Annotated in this window: 19 protein-coding genes and 1 other RNA gene; 14 read left to right on the forward strand and 6 right to left on the reverse strand. The window is 55.6% G+C overall.

The annotated features are described in order from the left end of the window. Positions 1-426, reverse strand: a complete 426-nt coding sequence (locus ACRDD5_RS13390; protein ID WP_438677037.1) for a PPC domain-containing DNA-binding protein — start codon at positions 424-426, stop codon at positions 1-3. Between the two features lie 376 nt (positions 427-802). Here ACRDD5_RS13390 and epd point away from each other — a divergent pair, with 376 nt between their 5' ends. From epd to ACRDD5_RS13410, 4 genes are all read left to right on the forward strand, one after another. Continuing rightward, entirely contained in the window at positions 803-1822 is a 1020-nt protein-coding gene (epd, locus tag ACRDD5_RS13395) for an erythrose-4-phosphate dehydrogenase (RefSeq protein ID WP_271284609.1), read from the forward strand. A gap of 48 nt (positions 1823-1870) precedes the next feature. Further along, entirely contained in the window at positions 1871-3034 is a 1164-nt protein-coding gene (gene pgk / locus ACRDD5_RS13400) for a phosphoglycerate kinase (RefSeq protein ID WP_438677038.1), read from the forward strand. An 89-nt stretch (positions 3035-3123) separates the two neighbouring features. Further along, a complete protein-coding gene (gene fbaA / locus ACRDD5_RS13405) occupies positions 3124-4203 on the forward strand; it encodes a class II fructose-bisphosphate aldolase (protein ID WP_064327302.1) in 1080 nt (359 codons plus the stop codon). 188 nt (positions 4204-4391) lie between these two features. Then, complete coding sequence (locus tag ACRDD5_RS13410; RefSeq protein WP_271284611.1) at positions 4392-5249, forward strand: small-conductance mechanosensitive channel MscS; 858 nt, start codon at positions 4392-4394, stop codon at positions 5247-5249. Positions 5250-5518: 269 nt separating this feature from the next. Here ACRDD5_RS13410 and ACRDD5_RS13415 read toward each other — a convergent pair whose 3' ends face one another. Further along, positions 5519-6340 carry an ABC transporter substrate-binding protein gene (locus tag ACRDD5_RS13415; protein ID WP_438677039.1) on the reverse strand — a complete coding sequence of 274 codons (822 nt, stop codon included), beginning with the start codon at positions 6338-6340 and terminating at the stop codon, positions 5519-5521. Between the two features lie 201 nt (positions 6341-6541). Here ACRDD5_RS13415 and argO point away from each other — a divergent pair, with 201 nt between their 5' ends. Together argO and ACRDD5_RS13425 are read left to right on the forward strand one after the other, a co-directional pair. Beyond that, the gene (argO, locus tag ACRDD5_RS13420) at positions 6542-7177 is read left to right on the forward strand and encodes an arginine exporter ArgO (RefSeq protein WP_271284613.1); all 636 of its coding nucleotides are present in this window, start codon (positions 6542-6544) and stop codon (positions 7175-7177) included. Positions 7178-7269: 92 nt separating this feature from the next. Next, complete coding sequence (locus tag ACRDD5_RS13425; RefSeq protein ID WP_271284614.1) at positions 7270-8016, forward strand: oxidative stress defense protein; 747 nt, start codon at positions 7270-7272, stop codon at positions 8014-8016. Positions 8017-8059: 43 nt separating this feature from the next. Here the strand turns inward: ACRDD5_RS13425 and argP are convergent, their stop codons facing one another. Next, on the reverse strand, positions 8060-8953 hold the full coding sequence (argP, locus tag ACRDD5_RS13430) for a DNA-binding transcriptional regulator ArgP (protein WP_271284615.1): 894 nt from the start codon (positions 8951-8953) through the stop codon (positions 8060-8062). A 151-nt stretch (positions 8954-9104) separates the two neighbouring features. Here argP and rpiA point away from each other — a divergent pair, with 151 nt between their 5' ends. Together rpiA and serA are read left to right on the forward strand one after the other, a co-directional pair. Next, positions 9105-9764, forward strand: a complete 660-nt coding sequence (rpiA, locus tag ACRDD5_RS13435; protein ID WP_271284616.1) for a ribose-5-phosphate isomerase RpiA — start codon at positions 9105-9107, stop codon at positions 9762-9764. A 266-nt stretch (positions 9765-10030) separates the two neighbouring features. Beyond that, positions 10031-11263, forward strand: a complete 1233-nt coding sequence (serA, locus tag ACRDD5_RS13440) for a phosphoglycerate dehydrogenase (protein WP_271284617.1) — start codon at positions 10031-10033, stop codon at positions 11261-11263. 48 nt (positions 11264-11311) lie between these two features. On the opposite strand, the gene ACRDD5_RS13445 is transcribed toward serA, so the two are convergent. The 3 genes from ACRDD5_RS13445 to zapA all read right to left on the reverse strand — a co-directional run bounded on the left by ACRDD5_RS13445 (position 11312) and on the right by zapA (position 12492). After that, positions 11312-11908: a 5-formyltetrahydrofolate cyclo-ligase gene (locus tag ACRDD5_RS13445; RefSeq protein ID WP_438677040.1), complete on the reverse strand. Its 597-nt coding sequence runs from the start codon at positions 11906-11908 to the stop codon at positions 11312-11314. A gap of 29 nt (positions 11909-11937) precedes the next feature. Continuing rightward, positions 11938-12121, reverse strand: a non-coding RNA gene (ssrS, locus tag ACRDD5_RS13450) — 6S RNA. Between the two features lie 41 nt (positions 12122-12162). Continuing rightward, positions 12163-12492, reverse strand: coding sequence for a cell division protein ZapA (gene zapA, locus ACRDD5_RS13455; protein ID WP_032613890.1), 330 nt, complete (start codon positions 12490-12492; stop codon positions 12163-12165). A gap of 167 nt (positions 12493-12659) precedes the next feature. On the opposite strand from zapA, the gene ACRDD5_RS13460 reads away from it, so the two are divergent. The 6 genes from ACRDD5_RS13460 to gcvH all read left to right on the forward strand — a co-directional run bounded on the left by ACRDD5_RS13460 (position 12660) and on the right by gcvH (position 18899). Further along, positions 12660-13238: a YecA/YgfB family protein gene (locus ACRDD5_RS13460; RefSeq protein WP_271284619.1), complete on the forward strand. Its 579-nt coding sequence runs from the start codon at positions 12660-12662 to the stop codon at positions 13236-13238. Between the two features lie 21 nt (positions 13239-13259). Next, complete coding sequence (pepP, locus tag ACRDD5_RS13465) at positions 13260-14573, forward strand: Xaa-Pro aminopeptidase (RefSeq protein WP_271284620.1); 1314 nt, start codon at positions 13260-13262, stop codon at positions 14571-14573. Continuing rightward, positions 14570-15748: a 2-octaprenyl-6-methoxyphenyl hydroxylase gene (gene ubiH / locus ACRDD5_RS13470; protein WP_271284621.1), complete on the forward strand. Its 1179-nt coding sequence runs from the start codon at positions 14570-14572 to the stop codon at positions 15746-15748. The genes pepP and ubiH overlap by 4 nt, the downstream gene beginning before the upstream one ends. 12 nt (positions 15749-15760) lie before the next feature. Beyond that, a complete protein-coding gene (ubiI, locus tag ACRDD5_RS13475; RefSeq protein WP_438677041.1) occupies positions 15761-16963 on the forward strand; it encodes an FAD-dependent 2-octaprenylphenol hydroxylase in 1203 nt (400 codons plus the stop codon). Between the two features lie 427 nt (positions 16964-17390). Then, positions 17391-18485, forward strand: coding sequence for a glycine cleavage system aminomethyltransferase GcvT (gene gcvT, locus ACRDD5_RS13480; protein ID WP_438677042.1), 1095 nt, complete (start codon positions 17391-17393; stop codon positions 18483-18485). A gap of 24 nt (positions 18486-18509) precedes the next feature. Then, positions 18510-18899: a glycine cleavage system protein GcvH gene (gene gcvH / locus ACRDD5_RS13485; RefSeq protein WP_039029826.1), complete on the forward strand. Its 390-nt coding sequence runs from the start codon at positions 18510-18512 to the stop codon at positions 18897-18899. The last annotated feature ends 59 nt before the right edge of the window (positions 18900-18958 follow it).

Below are 18958 nucleotides of genomic sequence, written 5' to 3' on the forward strand. Positions count from 1 at the left end.
TTAACGGGATGAGATATGCAGTTCGTCATAGCCGGAAAGGGCGCAGGGCTGGCGGCTAAACGCCAGCGCATCCAGCTCGCCAATCACCAGCTCAAGGGTGGTGCGCACGGTGCAGCCTGGCATCATGTGCCCACCCAGCATTGCCCCTTGCGGGTCAGAGACGCTGAGGTGCAGATGTTCGCCGGTCAGCTCAAGTGTGCCATTGAGTGAGATCACCTCGAACGTGCCCGTCAACTGCGTGGTGGCGTCCTGTCCGGCGTAGCGCAGGGCAACGTCTGTCAGGCTCCCGGTACATCCGGCAATCCAGGCGGCGCGGAGCTGGTGCTGCTGCACAAAGGTGTGTAATCCGGTAAAGACTTCCTGGCCGGGAAGCAGACGAAGCGCATAAAACCGCGCTGCGGAGGAAGAAAAATGAAGCATAGTCATACGTTGCAGGACTCCGAGACTCGGACGTGGCGCAGATGATATCCACGCGGGCTGATCGGCTTTCTGATATAAATCAGGATTTACGCCGCGGCAACGAAAAGATATTGCTACGCTTATGCGCGATTCTGGAATATGGAATAAAATCCGTGATAATCAGCTGTGAAATGTGACGTGCGTCATATAGCTGGCTTATTGGTCTGGACAGTCATTCCCTTTATTCCTGGTTTCGCCTATTCTAGCTGAAGCGTTTCAGTCGATTAAATGTTCGACAATTGACCAATCAGTTGGAGTTTGTGACAGGCGAGGATTCCCCTCGGCGCGCTGCTGGATTACTCTGTCAGCCACCTAAAATCAGGGAAAGCCTTGCAGGAGACTTATGACCGTACGCGTAGCGATAAATGGCTTCGGTCGCATCGGACGCAACGTGGTTCGTGCTTTGTATGAATCCGGGCGTCGTGCGGAAATCACCGTGGTGGCAATCAATGAACTGGCGGATGCTACGGGCATGGCGCATTTATTGAAATATGACACCAGCCATGGACGCTTTGCCTGGGATGTTCGTCAGGAAAGAGAGCAACTGCTCGTTGGCGACGACGTGATTCGCATCCTGCATGAACCGACGATCGAGGCACTACCCTGGCGTGAACTGGGTGTGGATGTGGTTCTCGACTGCACCGGCGTCTACGGCAATCGCGAACACGGCGAGGCCCATCTGGCGGCTGGCGCGAGGAAAGTGCTCTTTTCACATCCTGGCAGCCACGATCTCGACGCCACTGTGGTTTACGGCGTCAATCACCATGAGCTGCACGCGGAACACCGCATTGTCTCCAACGCCTCTTGCACGACCAACTGTATTATTCCGGTCATCAAACTGCTGGACGATGCCTATGGCATTGAGTCGGGTACGGTTACTACGATCCATTCCGCGATGCACGATCAGCAGGTCATTGACGCATACCATCCGGACCTGCGACGCACGCGTGCAGCGAGTCAGTCGATCATCCCGGTGGATACCAAACTGGCGGCCGGCATTACCCGAATTTTCCCCCAGTTTCATGACCGTTTTGAAGCCATTGCCGTGCGTGTCCCGACCATCAACGTCACGGCAATCGACCTCAGCGTTACCGTGAAGAAACCGGTAAAAGCCTGCGAGGTCAACCTGTTGCTGCAAAAAGCGGCGCAGCAAGCATTTCATGGTATAGTTGACTATACGGAATTACCGTTGGTCTCAATAGATTTTAACCACGATCCGCACAGCGCCATTGTTGATGGCACGCAAACGCGCGTGAGTGGGGCGCACCTGATCAAAACGCTGGTCTGGTGCGACAACGAATGGGGCTTTGCTAACCGGATGCTCGACACCACGTTAGCAATGGCTGCACAAGGTTTCAGGTAAGACGCGTCGTGCGTCTGCAAAACTTTAGAATCAATGAGAGGATTCACCATGTCTGTAATTAAGATGACCGATCTGGATCTGGCAGGTAAACGCGTTTTCATCCGTGCAGATCTGAACGTACCGGTTAAAGATGGGAAAGTCACCAGCGATGCGCGTATCCGTGCCTCTCTGCCAACCATCGAACTGGCGCTCAAGCAGGGTGCAAAAGTGATGGTCACCTCCCACCTGGGTCGTCCGACCGAAGGCGAGTACAACGAAGAATTCTCTCTGTTGCCGGTTGTTAATTACCTGAAAGACAAACTGTCCAGCCCGGTACGTCTGGTTAAAGACTACCTGGACGGCGTTGAAGTCGCTGCGGGTGAACTGGTTGTTCTGGAAAACGTTCGCTTTAACAAAGGCGAGAAGAAAGACGACGAAGCCCTGTCCAAAAAATACGCTGCACTGTGCGACGTGTTTGTCATGGACGCCTTCGGTACGGCTCACCGTGCACAGGCTTCTACTCACGGTATCGGTAAATTCGCAGACGTTGCTTGCGCAGGTCCACTGCTGGCTGACGAACTGGAAGCACTGGGTAAAGCGCTGAAAGAGCCTGCTCGTCCAATGGTGGCTATCGTTGGTGGTTCTAAAGTTTCTACCAAACTGACCGTTCTGGATTCCCTGTCTAAAATTGCTGACCAGCTGATCGTCGGTGGTGGTATTGCCAACACCTTCGTTGCCGCTCAGGGCCACAACGTGGGCAAATCCCTGTACGAAGCTGACCTGGTTGACGAAGCAAAACGCCTGCTGACCACTTGCGATATCCCGGTTCCGACTGACGTTCGCGTGGCAACAGAGTTTTCTGAAACCGCAACCGCAGAGCTGAAATCTGTTGCTGACATCAAAGATGAAGAGCAGATTCTTGACCTGGGCGACGTTTCTGCAGAGAAACTGGCTGCCATCCTGAAAGACGCAAAAACCATTCTGTGGAACGGTCCGGTTGGCGTGTTCGAATTCCCTAACTTCCGCAAAGGTACTGAAATCGTGGCTAACGCGATTGCAGACAGCGAAGCCTTCTCTATCGCTGGCGGCGGTGACACCCTGGCAGCTATCGATCTGTTCGGTATTTCCGACAAGATCTCCTACATCTCCACTGGCGGCGGCGCATTCCTCGAATTCGTGGAAGGCAAAGTTCTGCCGGCAGTAGCGATGCTCGAAGAGCGCGCTAAGAAGTAAGCCATTTCAGGGCAGGGAAACCTGCCCAATTTTCAGCGCGCTTTTAAGAGCACGCCCCTTTCCAAGGCCGAAGATACAGGACTCGTAACATGTCTAAAATTTTTGATTTCGTAAAACCTGGCGTGATCACCGGTGATGACGTTCAGAAAGTGTTCCAGGTAGCTAAAGAAAACAACTTTGCTCTGCCAGCCGTTAACTGCGTGGGTACCGACTCCATCAACGCCGTTCTGGAAACCGCAGCCAAAGTTAAAGCACCCGTTATCGTACAGTTCTCTAACGGCGGCGCGGCGTTCATCGCGGGTAAAGGCGTGAAAACTGACGTTCCTCAGGGTGCAGCAATCCTGGGCGCAATCTCTGGCGCACATCACGTTCACCAGATGGCTGAGCACTACGGTGTTCCGGTTATCCTGCACACTGACCACTGCGCGAAGAAACTGCTGCCGTGGATCGACGGTCTGCTGGACGCGGGTGAAAAACACTTCGCGGCTACCGGTAAGCCACTGTTCTCTTCTCACATGATCGACCTGTCTGAAGAGTCTCTGGAAGAGAACATCGAGATCTGCTCTAAATATCTGGCGCGCATGTCCAAAATGGACATGACTCTGGAAATCGAACTGGGTTGCACCGGTGGTGAAGAAGACGGCGTGGACAACAGCCACATGGACGCTTCTGCCCTGTACACTCAGCCAGAAGACGTTGATTACGCTTACACCGAGCTGAGCAAAATCAGCCCACGTTTCACTATCGCAGCTTCCTTCGGTAACGTACACGGTGTGTACAAGCCAGGCAACGTGGTACTGACCCCAACTATCCTGCGCGACTCTCAGGACTATGTTTCCAAGAAACATAACCTGCCGCACAACAGCCTGAACTTCGTCTTCCACGGCGGTTCCGGTTCTTCTGCTCAGGAAATCAAAGACTCTGTAAGCTACGGTGTTATCAAAATGAACATCGATACCGATACCCAGTGGGCAACATGGGACGGTATTCTGGGCTACTACAAAGCCAACGAAGCTTACCTGCAGGGCCAGCTGGGCAACCCGAAAGGCGAAGACCAGCCGAACAAGAAATACTACGATCCGCGCGTATGGCTGCGTGCTGCTCAGACCTCTATGATTACCCGTCTGGAGCAGGCATTCAAAGAGCTGAACGCGGTTGACGTTCTGTAATTTGAGCTGCTGAAAGCGTCAAAAGCCCGCACTGAGTGCGGGCTTTTTTTTCGCCTTTTCAACGAGCTGCAACGGCTCTTTTTGTGATCTGTTTGGCAAAATCTTCGCTTTTTGTTTACCCTTTACTCATCTTCCTGCCTTGATGAGGGAGTGTTTTTTTATGGTCTGGCTTAGATAAGGAAAATTGAATGGAAGATCTCGGTGTTGTAGATAGCATCAATAACGCGGGCTCCTGGCTGGTGCGCAATCAGGCGTTGCTGCTGAGTTATGCCGTCAATATCGTCGCGGCCATTGCGATTATCATCGTGGGGATGATCGTGGCGCGTATCGTGTCGAATACGGTCAATCGCCTGATGCGCGCGCGTCATATTGATGCCACGGTGGCGGACTTTCTCTCTGCGCTGGTGCGTTACGGAATTATTGCCTTTACGCTGATCGCCGCGCTGGGGCGCGTAGGGGTGCAGACGGCCTCGGTGATTGCGGTTCTCGGTGCCGCCGGTCTGGCTATCGGTCTGGCTCTACAGGGCTCCCTCTCCAACCTGGCGGCCGGTGTGCTGCTGGTGACTTTCCGTCCTTTCCGCTCTGGTGAATATGTTGATTTGGGCGGCGTGGCAGGGACTGTGCTGCAGGTGCAGATCTTCTCTACCACCATGCGCACCGTCGATGGCCGAATCGTTGTGATTCCGAACGGTAAGATCATCGCCAACAACATCATCAACTTCTCCCGCGAGCCGGTACGTCGTAATGAGTTCATTATTGGCGTGGCGTATGATTCCGATATCGATAAGGTGAAGCAACTGCTCACTGACATCATCGAGTCTGACGAACGCATTCTTAAAGATCGCGAAATGACGGTACGCCTGAATGAGCTGGGTGCTTCCCAGATCAACTTTGTGGTGCGCGTCTGGAGCAACAGCAGCGACCTGCAGAACGTGTACTGGGATGTGCTGGAACGCGTGAAGCGTGATTTTGATGCCAACGGCATTAGCTTCCCGTACCCGCAGATGGATGTGAACTTTAAGCGTGTGAAGGAAGGGGCGGAATAACGCCCCCGGTTATCAACAAAGCCCGCGCCAGTACGCGGGCTCTGTTATTGATTTTCCTTTATCGAGTCTGAGAGCAGCGTGCTGACGGACTGTAATAACCCACCTGCATCCGTTACCCCTTTACTCTCCTGCTGTTCAATCCACCTGGCCTGTACCTGCTGATATCGTGTCGCATCCCGCCAGAGATTACGCTCTTTGCGTGAAAGAAAGTGAACGTGCGCGCCTTGCTGTTCCAATTGCTTCGCCATGCGATTCAGGCTGGTATCAAGTCAGGAGCCGAGGGCGTGTTCCGTCGATGCCGCAGCCCGTTGGATCGCAGCTCGGTCCTGGGGTGAAAGCGCATTCCAGGTCTGTTTATTGATCACCAGCAGATAGACATGACCCAGCCAGAGAGCAGGAGAAAGCTGAATATAGGGCGCGGCGCGCGGCGCACCAATATCGTCACCGCTGTCCACATTCACCAGCAGCCCATCAAGTTGCCCCTTTTGTAGCGCATCGACAATCTTGCTGTTCCACGGCAGGGTAACCGGCGTGGCGCCAGCATTACGTAAAAACGACTGATGCCAGAAGCTGGCGGTGCGCCACCGCGTGCCTGTCAGCTGCGCAGGCCCAACACCAGATCTGGTGGTAAAAAATGCCGCCGGATAACCGAGGAAAAATTGCAGCATCACAAGGTTATTGTTATCCAGCTCAGCGGCGAATTGCGGATACTCGCTAAATACGCGGTGAAAGAATTGCACCTGGGCATTGCCGCTATCCGGACCCAGCGGAAAGCTTTTAAACAGCTGATGGCGCGGGAGCTGTTCAGGGTTATATTCGGGAACCACAATACCGATATCTGCGCGTTCTCCCTGCGACAGGGTTTCGAGCGCGTTATAACTGCTGCTAATTTCGCCGTTCCAGTGGGCATCAATTTTGATCCGCCCCTGAGACTCATGCTCAATCGCGTTGAAAAAGGTGTTCTTGATAATGTGAGTGCGCATATTCCCGTAAGGTTCGTGGTCGGTGTAGCGCAGCGTGGTTTGTGCTTTGACGACCCCAGGCAAGACGAACGCGGCAAAGAGACAGAAAACCCATCCGGTACGTTTCATACAGATCCTCAGGCAAAGAGAGGGAGATACTGGCAGCATACTCAGGGCGAAGCAGTAACACTCTTGTTGAAATCTGATTCTGTCGGATCGCAAATGCACGCATTATTAACATTACTTATTTATGATTAATATTTTCAATTTCCTCTAATGATTCCCTCGCGGTATAGTCTGCGCTTAAGACGATTTACCGGAATTCTTGTTATGTTAACTTATTATTTTCAAGGGCTTATTTTGGGTGCGGCGATGATCCTGCCCCTCGGCCCACAAAATGCGTTTGTGATGAATCAGGGGATTCGCCGTCAGTATCATCTGATGATCGCCTTCCTATGCGCGGTCAGCGATCTGCTGCTGATCTGCGCGGGAATTTTTGGCGGCAGCGCGCTGCTGATGCAGTCGCCGTGGCTGCTGGCGCTGGTCACCTGGGGTGGCGTCGCATTTTTATTGTGGTATGGCTTTGGCGCGCTAAAAACAGCGATGAGCAGTAATCTGGAGCTGGCCAGCGCCGAGGTGATGAAGCAGGGGCGCTGGAAAATCATCGTTACCATGCTGGCGGTAACCTGGCTCAATCCGCACGTCTATCTGGATACTTTTGTGGTGCTGGGTAGTCTGGGTGGACAGCTGGATGTGGAGCCCAGACGCTGGTTCGCGTTGGGCACCGTCAGCGCCTCTTTCCTGTGGTTCTTTGGTCTGGCACTGCTTGCGGCCTGGCTGGCCCCGCGCCTGCGCACGGCGAAAGCCCAACGCATCATCAATATTCTGGTGGGACTGGTGATGTGGGTGATCGCGATCCAGCTGGCGAAAGATGGGATAGGTCATATCCAGAGCCTGCTTAACTAAGCGTTCTCTTATGGACATCTGAGTATGAAACGCTAAGCTTGCTGGCATGCGCCCTGTAAAACGGGCACTCTTCGCAACATGGAGGAATAACAGTGAAGTTTAACGTACTCGCCCTCGCGGCATTAGTCAGTTTTGGCGCAGTGTCGGCACAGGCAAACGAATTGCCTAACAGCCCACATATCGTCACCACAGGAACCGCAAGCGTGGATGCCGTACCGGACATCGCCACGTTAGCCATTGAGGTGAATGCTTCTGCAAAGGATGCAGCATCCGCCAAGAAACAGGCAGATGACCGTGTTGCGCAATATCTCTCGTTCCTGGAACAGAACCAGGTCGCCAAGAAAGACATTAACGCCGCGAACCTGCGCACCCAGCCAGATTATGATTACCAGAATGGCAAAAGCATTCTGAAAGGCTATCGTGCGGTGCGGACTGTCGAAGTCACGGTGCGTCAGCTCGACAAGCTGAATGCGCTGCTGGATGGTGCACTGAAGGCGGGCCTGAACGAAATCCGTTCTGTCTCACTGGGCGTTGCGCAACCAGAAAAATACAAAGATGAAGCGCGTAAAGCTGCCATTGATGATGCGCTGCGTCAGGCACAGCAGCTGGCTTCTGGCTTTAACACTAAGCTGGGACCGGTGTACAGCGTACGCTATCACGTCTCTAACTATCAGCCGAGCCCGGTGGTACGCATGATGAAGGCGGATGCCGCGCCGGTATCTGCCCAGGAAACTTACGAGCAGCCGACGATTCAGTTCGACGATCAGGTTGACGTGGTGTTCCAGATTGAACCTGCGCAGGCTCAGCAGCAGCCTGAAAGCGCACCAAAAGCTCAGTAATAGCCCTTCACGTACCCTCTCCCATAAAGGAGAGGGTTTTTCGTTAGTCCTGTCGCAACACCTTATGCCCGTGCGCCAGCAGCGCATCAGTCACGTTGCGCATCATGCGGCTTTCCGGCGCAAAACGGTGCCAGTAAAGCATGCGGCGCTGATGTAAGCCTGGCGTCAGATCGATAAGTTCGCCGTTCTGAATCTCTCTCTCAATCTGCAAATGCGGGATCATGCAGCAGGTAGTGCCCTGACGTGCCAGCTGGACGAAAGCTTCTGATGAGTTAACGATATGGCACGGCACGCTGCCCGGCGGCAGGTCAAAGTTCTGCTGTAGAAATGCCTGATGCATATCATCAAGATGGTCAAAGGCCACGGCCGGGGCTTTCAGCAGTGCGGCGCGGGTCACGCCGTTGGGGAAGTAGCGATCGGCAAAGGCTTTGGAACCGACAAACAGGTAGTCCAGCGCTCCCAGCTGATCCACCAGGCAGCTTGGCAGCGCCTGCGGCTGGATACTGACTGCGCCAACCACCTCGCCGCGACGCAGACGTTCCTGGGTGCGGGTTTCGTCTTCTACCTGCAGATTCAGACGGATCGGGGAGTCGGCCAGGACCGGCGCAAGCGCAGGCAGCAGCCAGGTGGCCAGACTGTCGGCGTTAACCGCCAGCGACAGCAGCAGGGGTGTCGAGCCGGTCTGTTCATCGCCCAGCCACTCATCTTCCAGCAGTTCAACCTGACGCAGCAGGGCCAGCAGTTTTTGCCCCTGTTCGGTGGGACGCGGCGGTACGGTACGAACCAGCAGCGGCTGCCCGAACATATTTTCAAGCTGTTTGATTCGCTGTGAGACGGCGGATTGCGTAATACACAGCTTTTGCGCTGCGCGTTCAAATCCGCGTTCACGAATAACGGCATCAAGCGCCTGTAGTGTTCTGTAGTCCGGACGTTTCATTGCTCTGGCTGACTCCCAAATAGTTCATTACGTCGCACTATGACATAAATTTATGTTTGATACAGACGAAATTGGTGACCTCGCAGATCACATGGCACAGGTGAATGTTCTATAATGCGCGTCACGCAAAAAACACCACAGGCAAGAGATCATGACGCAGGATGAACTGAAAAAAGCAGTAGGATGGGCCGCTCTCCAGTATGTACAGCCGGGCACCATTGTCGGCGTGGGCACTGGATCTACGGCAGCACACTTTATTGATGCGCTGGGTACGATGAAGGGCCAGATCGAGGGTGCAGTATCCAGCTCAGATGCCTCCACGGAAAAGCTAAAAAGCCTCGGTATCACTGTTTTTGATCTGAACGAAGTGGATCGTCTGGGGATTTACGTCGACGGCGCGGATGAGATTAACGGCCATATGCAGATGATAAAAGGCGGCGGTGCGGCGTTGACGCGCGAGAAAATTATTGCCTCCGTGGCCGACAAGTTTATCTGCATCGCCGATGCCTCCAAGCAGGTCGATATTCTGGGTACTTTCCCGCTGCCGGTTGAAGTGATCCCGATGGCACGCAGCGCAGTTGCGCGCGAGCTGGTCAAACTGGGCGGCCGTCCGGAATACCGCCAGGGTGTGGTAACGGATAACGGCAACGTGATCCTCGATGTTTACGGTCTGGAAATTGTGGACGCTATCGCGATGGAAAATGCCATTAATGGCCTGCCAGGCGTGGTAACAGTAGGGTTATTTGCCAATCGTGGTGCCGATGTCGCACTGATTGGCACTGCCGATGGCGTCAAAACCATCGTGAAATGATCTGACGGGGGGAGCCTCCCCCCGCTAACTTTTTTTGCAAAGGCCATATTCGGTGACTTGTATCACATTTCTGATGGTCTTCTGACGATCCTGCCGCATTCGTATTTTTCCTTAGCATTATTCACTGCCAATTCACGCTGGATGACTTTTCTTCAGAGTCCCGACGCAAACGTTCATATTGCTGCAATAGTTTTTTTTGATATGTTGGCTGGAGCGGATTCAAATCCAGCACAACATAGTTCAGACAATCAGACAGGGTCGGGTAAATGGCAAAGGTATCACTGGAGAAAGACAAGATTAAATTTCTGCTGGTCGAAGGGGTGCATCAGAAAGCACTGGATAACCTTCGTGCGGCAGGTTACACCAACATCGAATTTCACAAAGGTGCGCTGGACACCGAACAGCTGAAAGAGTCGATCCGTGATGCCCACTTCATTGGTCTGCGATCCCGTACCCATCTGACAGAAGACGTGATTGCGGCGGCGGAAAAACTGGTGGCGATCGGCTGCTTCTGCATCGGCACCAACCAGGTTGATCTTAGCGCGGCGGCAAAGCGTGGGATCCCGGTGTTCAACGCCCCGTTCTCCAACACCCGTTCCGTGGCGGAGTTAGTGATTGGCGAGCTGCTGCTGCTGCTGCGCGGTATTCCTGAAGCCAACGCCAAAGCACACCGTGGGATCTGGAATAAGCTGGCATCCGGTTCTTTCGAAGCGCGTGGTAAGAAACTGGGCATTATCGGTTACGGCCACATCGGCACGCAGCTGGGTATTCTCGCAGAGTCGCTGGGGATGCATGTCTTCTTCTACGACATCGAAAACAAACTGCCGCTGGGTAACGCCACCCAGGTTCAGCACCTTTCCGACTTGCTTAATATGAGCGATGTGGTGAGTTTGCACGTGCCGGAAAACGCCTCCACCAAAAACATGATGGGTGCAGAAGAGCTGGCGCTGATGAAGCCGGGCTCGCTGCTGATCAACGCCGCACGTGGTACTGTCGTGGATATTCCGGCCCTGTGCGAAGCGCTGAAGCGTAAGCATCTGGCGGGTGCGGCAATCGACGTCTTCCCGACCGAGCCTGCCACCAATACCGATCCGTTCACCTCGCCGCTGTGCGAGTTTGATAACGTGATCCTGACGCCACACATCGGTGGTTCAACGCAGGAAGCGCAGGAAAATATTGGTCTTGAAGTGGCCGGTAAGCTGAGCAAATATTCCGATAACGGTTCAACCCTTTCTGCGGTGAACTTCCCGGAAGTTTCGCTCCCGCTGCACGGCGGTCGCCGTTTGCTTCATATCCATGAAAACCGTCCTGGCGTGCTGACGGCCCTTAACCAGATCTTCGCCGATCAGGGTGTGAACATTGCTGCTCAGTATCTGCAAACCAACGCGCAGATGGGTTATGTCGTTATCGATATCGAAGCGGATGAAGATGTGGCTGAGAAAGCATTGCAGGGGATGAAGGCGATTCCAGGCACTATTCGCGCTCGCCTGTTGTACTGATTTACTGCTTTTAGCCCGGCGCGCGTATTGCCGCCGGGTAAAACGATGTCACCACTGCCATATCTTTGACGGCGTGACCACTGCCGGCAGTGGAATATCCCATTTCTCAACCGGCAACGCCTCCACGCGCTGACAGTCGTGCGCGTAGCCCACAGGCCGCAGGCCATACTGCTGCCAGTTTTGCAGGGTACGATCGTAGAAACCCCCGCCCATTCCCAGACGCTGGCCGTTGTCATCAAAAGCCACCAGCGGCGTCACCAGCACATCCAGCTTTGCCAGCGGCAACACGTCGCGCACGTCCAGTTTAGGTTCTGTAATTCTCAGACGATTCACCACCAGCTCGCTCTGCGGATGGTAGTTCAGGAACAGCAGGTTGCCGGGGCTGAACGGGTGCAGCACCGGCAGATAGACCTTTTTCCCGGCGCGCCACAGCTGGTCAATCAGCGGTTGGGTATCGAGTTCACCATCGAAAGAGAGAAACAGAGCAACAGTGTGCGCCATCACCACGGGCGAATACGCCATCATGCGGGCGGCGGCCTGCTGGGCAAAATGAGCTTGCTGGTCAGCGGTTAAGGCGCGACGGTGCTGACGAATTAACTGGCGAATGTGCTGACGAGAGGGGGTTACTTCAGGAAGTTGGGTCATGGTCATAACAGGGTAGGTAGAAAGGTGAGGGAATCTCCGAGATGCCGCCGCAGGCTGTAACCCTTGAACCCTTGGTTCAAGGTGAATGTGTCGTCATAGTCTTAAGGCTTCTCGGACGAACCGAGCGTGCTCACCGACCATGGAGCGCCACATTCTTGTGGTATGAAATATCGGCTCAGGGGACTGGCCCGCATGCGAACATCTCAGAGAAATTTTTCCTTCAGGGTCACTCTACCATAGTAGACCACGAAGTGTTATTCAAAGTTTTGCCCCGGTCTGTCTGTTATGCGACCTTGATCAAGCAACGCCTGTTCAATGGTCTGCTGGAGCATTTTAATACGTTGTTCCATGCTCGCCGCGTAATCGCGGGTCTTCGCTTTTTCCTGAGCCAGTTCGTAACTGATGTTCAACGCGGCGATGAAGACCAGCTGCTCAGTATTTGTGACTCTAGTGCGTTCTTTTAAATCTTGCAACCGCTGATTAAGGTCGTCCGCAGCCTGATTTAAGGCATCCCTTTGTTCAGGCGGGCAATTCACTCGCAGTGAACGGCCAAAAATTTGGATATCGACGGGTTGTGCAGACATGCCACCTTCCTGCTGTTTGACTGCGCTACCTTCACATCCGACTCAAGGGTCTGCGAAGGGGCGACACTATAGCTACCCTGGTGCGGAGATACAAGCCCTATTCTGGTTCACCAGGGTCCAAAGTGGTAGCATATCATGAATATTCCTCCCAACGATGACGAATGCGCATGTCTATACAGAACGAAATGCCGGGTTACACCGAAGTAAGCCAGTTACTGAACCAGCAGGGCGTGGGTTTAACCCCTGCTGAAATGCACGGTCTGATTAGCGGAATGTTGTGTGGTGGAAACAACGACAGCTCATGGCTGCCGCTGATTCACGACCTGACGAACGAAGGTCTGGCGTTTGGTCACGACCTGGCTCAGGCGCTGCGTAAAATGCACGGCGCCACCAGCGATGCGCTGGAAGACGACGGCTTCCTTTTTCAGCTTTATCTGCCTGAAGGCGACGACGTCAGCGTGTTCGATCGCGCCGATGCGCTGGCCGGTTGGGTCAACCACTACCTGCTGGGGCTTGGCGTTACACAGCCCAAGCTTGAGAAGGTAACCGGTGAAACCGGAGAAGCGATCGACGATCTGCGTAACATCGCTCAGCTGGGCTATGACGAGGACGAAGACCAGGAAGAGCTGGAGATGTCTGTCGAAGAGATTATTGAGTATGTGCGCGTCGCGTCGCTGCTTTGCCACGACACCTTTACGCGCGTACAGCCTACTGCGCCGGAAGTGCGCAAACCAACCTTACATTAATAACAACGACAGGAGGGTGTCATGACTCAGCAAGAGTATCTTCGCCGCCGTCAGGCGCTGCTGGCGACCATGCAGCCGGGCAGCGCCGCGCTAATTTTTTCCGCACCGGAAGCGACGCGCAGCGCCGACAGTGAATATCCGTACCGCCAGAGCAGTGATTTCGGCTATTTCACCGGCTTTAACGAGCCTGAGTCGGTACTGGTGCTGATTAAAAGTCACGACACCCACAACCACAGCGTGCTGTTTAACCGCGTGCGCGATCTCACCGCCGAGATCTGGTTTGGCCGCCGTTTAGGCCAGCAGGCCGCGCCGGAAAAGCTGAGCGTCGATCGTGCGCTGGCATTTAGCGAGATCAACGACCAGCTCTATCAACTGCTCAACGGTCTGGATGCGATATACCACGCCCAGGGCGAATATGCCTGGGCCGACGAGATTGTCTTTGCCGCGCTGGATAAGCTTCGCAAAGGCTCACGTCAGAATTTGAAAGCGCCCGCCGCGCTCATCGACTGGCGTCCCGCGGTGCATGAGCAGCGCTTGTTCAAGTCCGCAGAAGAGCTGGACGTGATGCGCCGCGCAGGCGAGATCAGCGCGCTGGCGCATACCCGGGCGATGGAAAAATGCCGTCCGGGGATGTTCGAGTATCAACTGGAAGGCGAAATTCACCATGAGTTTACCCGCCACGGCGCACGCTATCCGGCTTACAACACCATTGTGGGTGGCGGCGAAAATGGCTGCATCCTGCATTACACCGAGAACGAAAGCCTCTTGCAAGATGGCGATCTGGTGCTGATTGACGCCGGTTGCGAATACCAGGGCTACGCGGGCGATATCACCCGTACCTTCCCGGTTAACGGCAAATTTACCCCGGCCCAGCGCGCCGTTTACGACATCGTTTTGCGTTCGCTGGACACGGCGCTGGCCCTGTACCGCCCCGGCACCTCCATTCAGGCGGTGACCGGCGAGGTGGTGCGTATTATGGTCAGCGGCCTGGTGGAGCTGGGTATTCTCAACGGCGACGTGGATCAGCTGGTAGCCGATAACGCCCATCGTCCCTTCTTTATGCATGGCCTGAGCCACTGGCTGGGGCTGGATGTGCATGACGTGGGCGCGTACGGTCCAGAGCGTTCGCGCGTGCTGGAACCGGGAATGGTGCTGACCGTTGAGCCGGGTTTATATATCGCGCCGGATGCCGATGTTCCTGCCCAGTATCGCGGGATTGGCATTCGTATCGAAGATGACATTGTGATCACCGAAACCGGCAATGAAAACCTGACTGCCTCAGTAGTGAAAAGCGCTGACGCTATCGAAGCGCTGATGGCGGCGGCCCGCGCATGAGTATCATCATCGTGGGCGGGGGGATGACGGGCGCGACGCTGGCGCTGGCGATCTCTACGCTGACCAACGGCCAGCTTCCGGTTCATCTGATTGAAGCCGTCGCGCCGCAGGCCAACAGCCATCCGGGATTCGACGCCCGCGCTATTGCCCTGGCGCAGGGTACCTGCCAGCACCTGGCGCGCAGCGGGATCTGGCAGGCGATTGCCGATTGCGCCACCCCGATTGAAACCGTTCACGTCAGCGACCGCGGCCACGCCGGGTTTGTCACCCTCGAAGCGCAGGATTATCGTATTGATGCGCTGGGGCAGGTAGTGGAGCTGCATGACGTCGGCCTGCGGCTGTTCCGCCTGCTGCAGGATGCCTCCGGCGTGACCTTGCATTGTCCGGCGCGCGTCGAGCACTTTACCCGCAGCGAAACAGCGGTCAGCGTCACGCTGGATAACGGCAGCACGCTTGACGGACAGCTGCTGGTGGCCGCCGACGGTTCCCGCTCGGCGCTCGGTCAGCAGTGCGGGATCCAGTGGCAGCAGCAGCCTTATCATCAGGCGGCGGTCATCGCCAACGTTGCGACCGCCGAGGCACACCGTGGGCGCGCCTTTGAACGTTTTACCCAGTATGGCCCGCTGGCGATGCTGCCGATGTCGCAGGGGCGCAGCTCGCTGGTCTGGTGCCATCCGCTGGAAAAAGCCGATGAGGTCCAGAGCTGGTCTGATGAACGCTTCTGTACCGAATTGCAAAAAGCCTTTGGCTGGCGGCTCGGGCGCATTACCCATGCGGGCAAGCGTACCGTTTATCCGCTGGCGTTAACCACCGCCTCACAGTCTGTCTCCCATCGCGTGGCGTTGGTCGGTAATGCCGCGCAGACGCTGCATCCGATTGCCGGTCAGGGCTTTAATCTCGGCCTGCGCGATGTGATGACGCTAGCCGAAACGCTGGCGCAGGCTTTTGCGCAGCAGCAGGATTGCGGGGCGTATCCGCTGTTATGCCATTATCAAAAACGTCGCCAGGCCGATAAAGAGGCGACCATCGGCGTAACCGACGGGCTGGTACATCTGTTTGCGAATCGTTGGGCGCCGCTGGTGGCCGGGCGTAACGCGGGGTTGATGGCGATGGAATTATTCATTCCGGCACGCGATGTGCTGGCGCAGAGGACTCTCGGTTGGGTCGCTCGCTAAGGAGTTAACATAGTGCAGAATGTTGATGTCGCCATTGTCGGCGGCGGAATGGTTGGACTGGCGCTGGCCTGTGGTCTGCAGGGCAGCGGTCTGCGCGTGGCGGTGCTGGAACAAAAGCAGCCGCAGCCTGTCGCTCCCGATGCGCCGCCTGAGCTCAGGGTCTCGGCGATCAACGCCGCCAGCGAAAAGCTGCTGACGCGCGTTGGCGTCTGGTCCGATATTATTGCTCAGCGCGCCAGCTGCTATCACGGCATGGAAGTGTGGGACAAAGACAGCTTCGGCCATATTGCCTTTGATGATGAGAGCGTAGGCTACAGCCATCTTGGGCATATCATCGAAAACGCGGTCATTCACCATGCCCTGTGGCAAAAAGCACAGCAGTGCAGCGACGTCACGCTGATTGCCCCCGCGCAGCTGCAGCAGGTGGCGTGGGGCGAAAACGACGCCTTCATTACGTTGCAAAACGGAGACATGTTGACGGCCCGGCTGGTAGTGGGGGCCGATGGCGCCAACTCGTGGCTGCGCACTAAAGCCGATATTCCCCTGACGTACTGGGACTACCGACACCATGCGCTGGTTGCCACCATCCGCACGACGGAGCCGCATCAGGCCGTGGCGCGGCAGATTTTCCATAATGACGGGATCCTGGCCTTCTTACCGCTTAGCGATCCACATCTCTGCTCGATCGTCTGGTCGCTGTCGCCGGAAAAAGCCCAGCAGATGCAGGAAGCCAGCGCTGTGGCGTTCAACCAGGCGCTGTGCATGGCGTTTGATAACCGGCTGGGGCTCTGTGCCGTTGAGAGCGAGCGTCAGGTCTTCCCGCTTACCGGCCGCTATGCCCGGCAGTTCGCTGCGCATCGTCTGGCGTTGGTCGGCGATGCGGCACACACCATCCATCCGCTGGCCGGGCAGGGCGTTAACCTGGGCTTTATGGACGCAGCGGAACTGGTAAGCGAACTGCGCCGTCTGCAGCGTGAAGGCAAAGATATTGGTCAGCATCTTTATCTGCGACGTTATGAGCGCAGCCGCAAGCACAGCGCGGCGCTGATGCTGGCGGGGATGCAGGGTTTCCGCGAGCTGTTTGCCGGTGCCAATCCGGCGAAAAAACTGCTGCGCGATCTCGGGCTGAAGCTGGCGGATACCCTTCCCGGCGTTAAGCCTCAGCTTCTGCGTCAGGCGATGGGTCTGAACGATCTTCCGGACTGGCTGCGCTAATTTAGAACCCCGTCACACTTTCTTCTCCCGGCCTGTGGGCCGGGAAAATCCCCTCGTTTGAAATATTCTAATTTCACTGACTTTTTCGCATTAGATTATCTAATCTCACTATTTTTATGTTACGGAAATTCCGCCCGTTTTTCCGCATGAAATATCATTCATGACGTACTGGGCCTCTTTATACTTTGCTTTTGTGCGGAATCTTTCGCATTTTTATAGTGAATAACTCTGTGCTCTTTTGTGGCAACTTTAGTCATAAGCTAATGTGATGGCCCATTTTGCCTTATGGTTAACCTCCGTTTTCAGTGGTAAGTTCAGAGAAAAGAGAACGTTTGCGTCGGCGTCCTGGAGTGAGGCCGATGCCGGGTTTCGTGGTGAGTTTTCGGCATGAAACACAAGACAGCCCTGCTTATTCAACGAGGACAAGATGGCTCAACAGACGCCTTTATACGAACAACACACCTTATGCGGCGCACGCATGGTCGACTTCCACGGTTGGATGATGCCGCTGCACTATGGCTCGCAGATTGATGAGCACCATGCGGTGCGCACCGATGCCGGTATGTTCGACGTCTCCCACATGACCATTGTCGACTTACACGGCAGTCGCACCCGGGAGTTTTTACGCTATCTGCTGGCGAACGACGTGGCGAAGCTGACCAGGCCCGGCAAAGCGCTGTACAGCGGGATGCTTAATGCCTCCGGCGGGGTGATCGACGACCTGATCGTTTATTACCTGACTGATGATTTCTTCCGCCTCGTTGTTAACTCCGCCACCCGTGAAAAAGACCTCTCCTGGATCACCCAACACGCAGAACCCTTCGCCATCGACATCACCGTGCGTGATGACCTGTCGCTGATTGCGGTGCAGGGGCCGAACGCGCAGGCGAAAGCGGCCTCGCTGTTCAGCGATGAGCAGCGCCAGGCCACCGAAGGCATGAAGCCCTTCTTCGGCGTGCAGGCGGGCGACCTGTTTGTAGCGACCACCGGCTATACCGGTGAAGCGGGCTTTGAGATTGCGATGCCGAATGAAAAAGCGGCCGATTTCTGGCGTGCGCTAGTGGAAGCAGGGGTTAAACCGGCGGGTCTGGGCGCGCGCGATACGTTGCGTCTGGAAGCCGGGATGAATTTATACGGCCAGGAAATGGACGAAGGTGTTTCCCCGCTGGCAGCCAACATGGGCTGGACCATCGCATGGGAACCGGCCGATCGTGATTTTATTGGCCGTGAAGCACTGGAACTGCAGCGTGAGCGGGGCACCGATCAACTGGTCGGCCTGGTGATGACCGAGAAAGGCGTGCTGCGCGGCGAGTTGCCGGTACGTTTCACCGATGCCAATGGCAATCACCGTGAAGGCGTGATCACCAGCGGTACGTTCTCTCCGACGCTGGGCTACAGCGTTGCGCTGGCGCGCGTTCCGGCGGGCATCGGCGAGACTGCCGTCGTGCAGATCCGCAACCGCGAAATGCCGGTCCGCGTAACCAAACCGATTTTTGTTCGCGCCGGTAAACCGGTCGCTTAATCCCTTTTTATCAGGAGAAATTCAATGAGCAATGTGCCAGCAGAACTGAAATACAGCAAAGAACACGAGTGGCTGCGCAAAGAAGCCGACGGCACTTATACCGTTGGGATCACCGAACATGCACAAGAGCTGTTGGGTGACATGGTCTTCGTGGATCTGCCAGAAGTGGGCGCCACCGTGACCGCGGGCGACGACTGTGCCGTGGCCGAATCCGTAAAAGCAGCTTCCGATATTTACGCGCCAGTTGGCGGTGAAATCGTGGCGGTGAACGACGCCCTGAGCGACTCCCCGGAGCTGGTCAACAGCGAGCCGTATGGCGAAGGTTGGATCTTCAAAATCAAAGCCAGCGATGAAGCGGAAGTTGCCGCGCTGCTGGACGCAACCGCCTATGAAGCACTGTTAGAAGACGAGTAAGCCATTATCCCTCTCCCCGTTGGGGAGAGGGTAGGGTGAGGGGAACAGACGAGCCCCCC

Origin of the sequence: Silvania sp., assembly GCF_051656365.1 — a bacterium.
GTDB classification, from domain to species: domain Bacteria; phylum Pseudomonadota; class Gammaproteobacteria; order Enterobacterales; family Enterobacteriaceae; genus Enterobacter; species Enterobacter hatchlandensis.

Coding starts and splice junctions, on each gene's coding strand:
- fbaA (WP_064327302.1), top strand. CDS start 3,124: ATGTCTAAAATTTTTGATTTCGTAAAACCTGGCGTGATCACCGGTGAT.
- gcvT (WP_438677042.1), top strand. CDS start 17,391: ATGGCTCAACAGACGCCTTTATACGAACAACACACCTTATGCGGCGCA.
- pgk (WP_438677038.1), top strand. CDS start 1,871: ATGTCTGTAATTAAGATGACCGATCTGGATCTGGCAGGTAAACGCGTT.
- ACRDD5_RS13410 (WP_271284611.1), top strand. CDS start 4,392: ATGGAAGATCTCGGTGTTGTAGATAGCATCAATAACGCGGGCTCCTGG.
- epd (WP_271284609.1), top strand. CDS start 803: ATGACCGTACGCGTAGCGATAAATGGCTTCGGTCGCATCGGACGCAAC.
- ubiH (WP_271284621.1), top strand. CDS start 14,570: ATGAGTATCATCATCGTGGGCGGGGGGATGACGGGCGCGACGCTGGCG.
- zapA (WP_032613890.1), bottom strand. CDS start 12,492: ATGTCTGCACAACCCGTCGATATCCAAATTTTTGGCCGTTCACTGCGA.
- pepP (WP_271284620.1), top strand. CDS start 13,260: ATGACTCAGCAAGAGTATCTTCGCCGCCGTCAGGCGCTGCTGGCGACC.
- gcvH (WP_039029826.1), top strand. CDS start 18,510: ATGAGCAATGTGCCAGCAGAACTGAAATACAGCAAAGAACACGAGTGG.
- ACRDD5_RS13460 (WP_271284619.1), top strand. CDS start 12,660: ATGTCTATACAGAACGAAATGCCGGGTTACACCGAAGTAAGCCAGTTA.
- ACRDD5_RS13415 (WP_438677039.1), bottom strand. CDS start 6,340: ATGAAACGTACCGGATGGGTTTTCTGTCTCTTTGCCGCGTTCGTCTTG.
- serA (WP_271284617.1), top strand. CDS start 10,031: ATGGCAAAGGTATCACTGGAGAAAGACAAGATTAAATTTCTGCTGGTC.
- ACRDD5_RS13390 (WP_438677037.1), bottom strand. CDS start 426: ATGACTATGCTTCATTTTTCTTCCTCCGCAGCGCGGTTTTATGCGCTT.
- argP (WP_271284615.1), bottom strand. CDS start 8,953: ATGAAACGTCCGGACTACAGAACACTACAGGCGCTTGATGCCGTTATT.
- argO (WP_271284613.1), top strand. CDS start 6,542: ATGTTAACTTATTATTTTCAAGGGCTTATTTTGGGTGCGGCGATGATC.
- rpiA (WP_271284616.1), top strand. CDS start 9,105: ATGACGCAGGATGAACTGAAAAAAGCAGTAGGATGGGCCGCTCTCCAG.
- ACRDD5_RS13445 (WP_438677040.1), bottom strand. CDS start 11,908: ATGACCCAACTTCCTGAAGTAACCCCCTCTCGTCAGCACATTCGCCAG.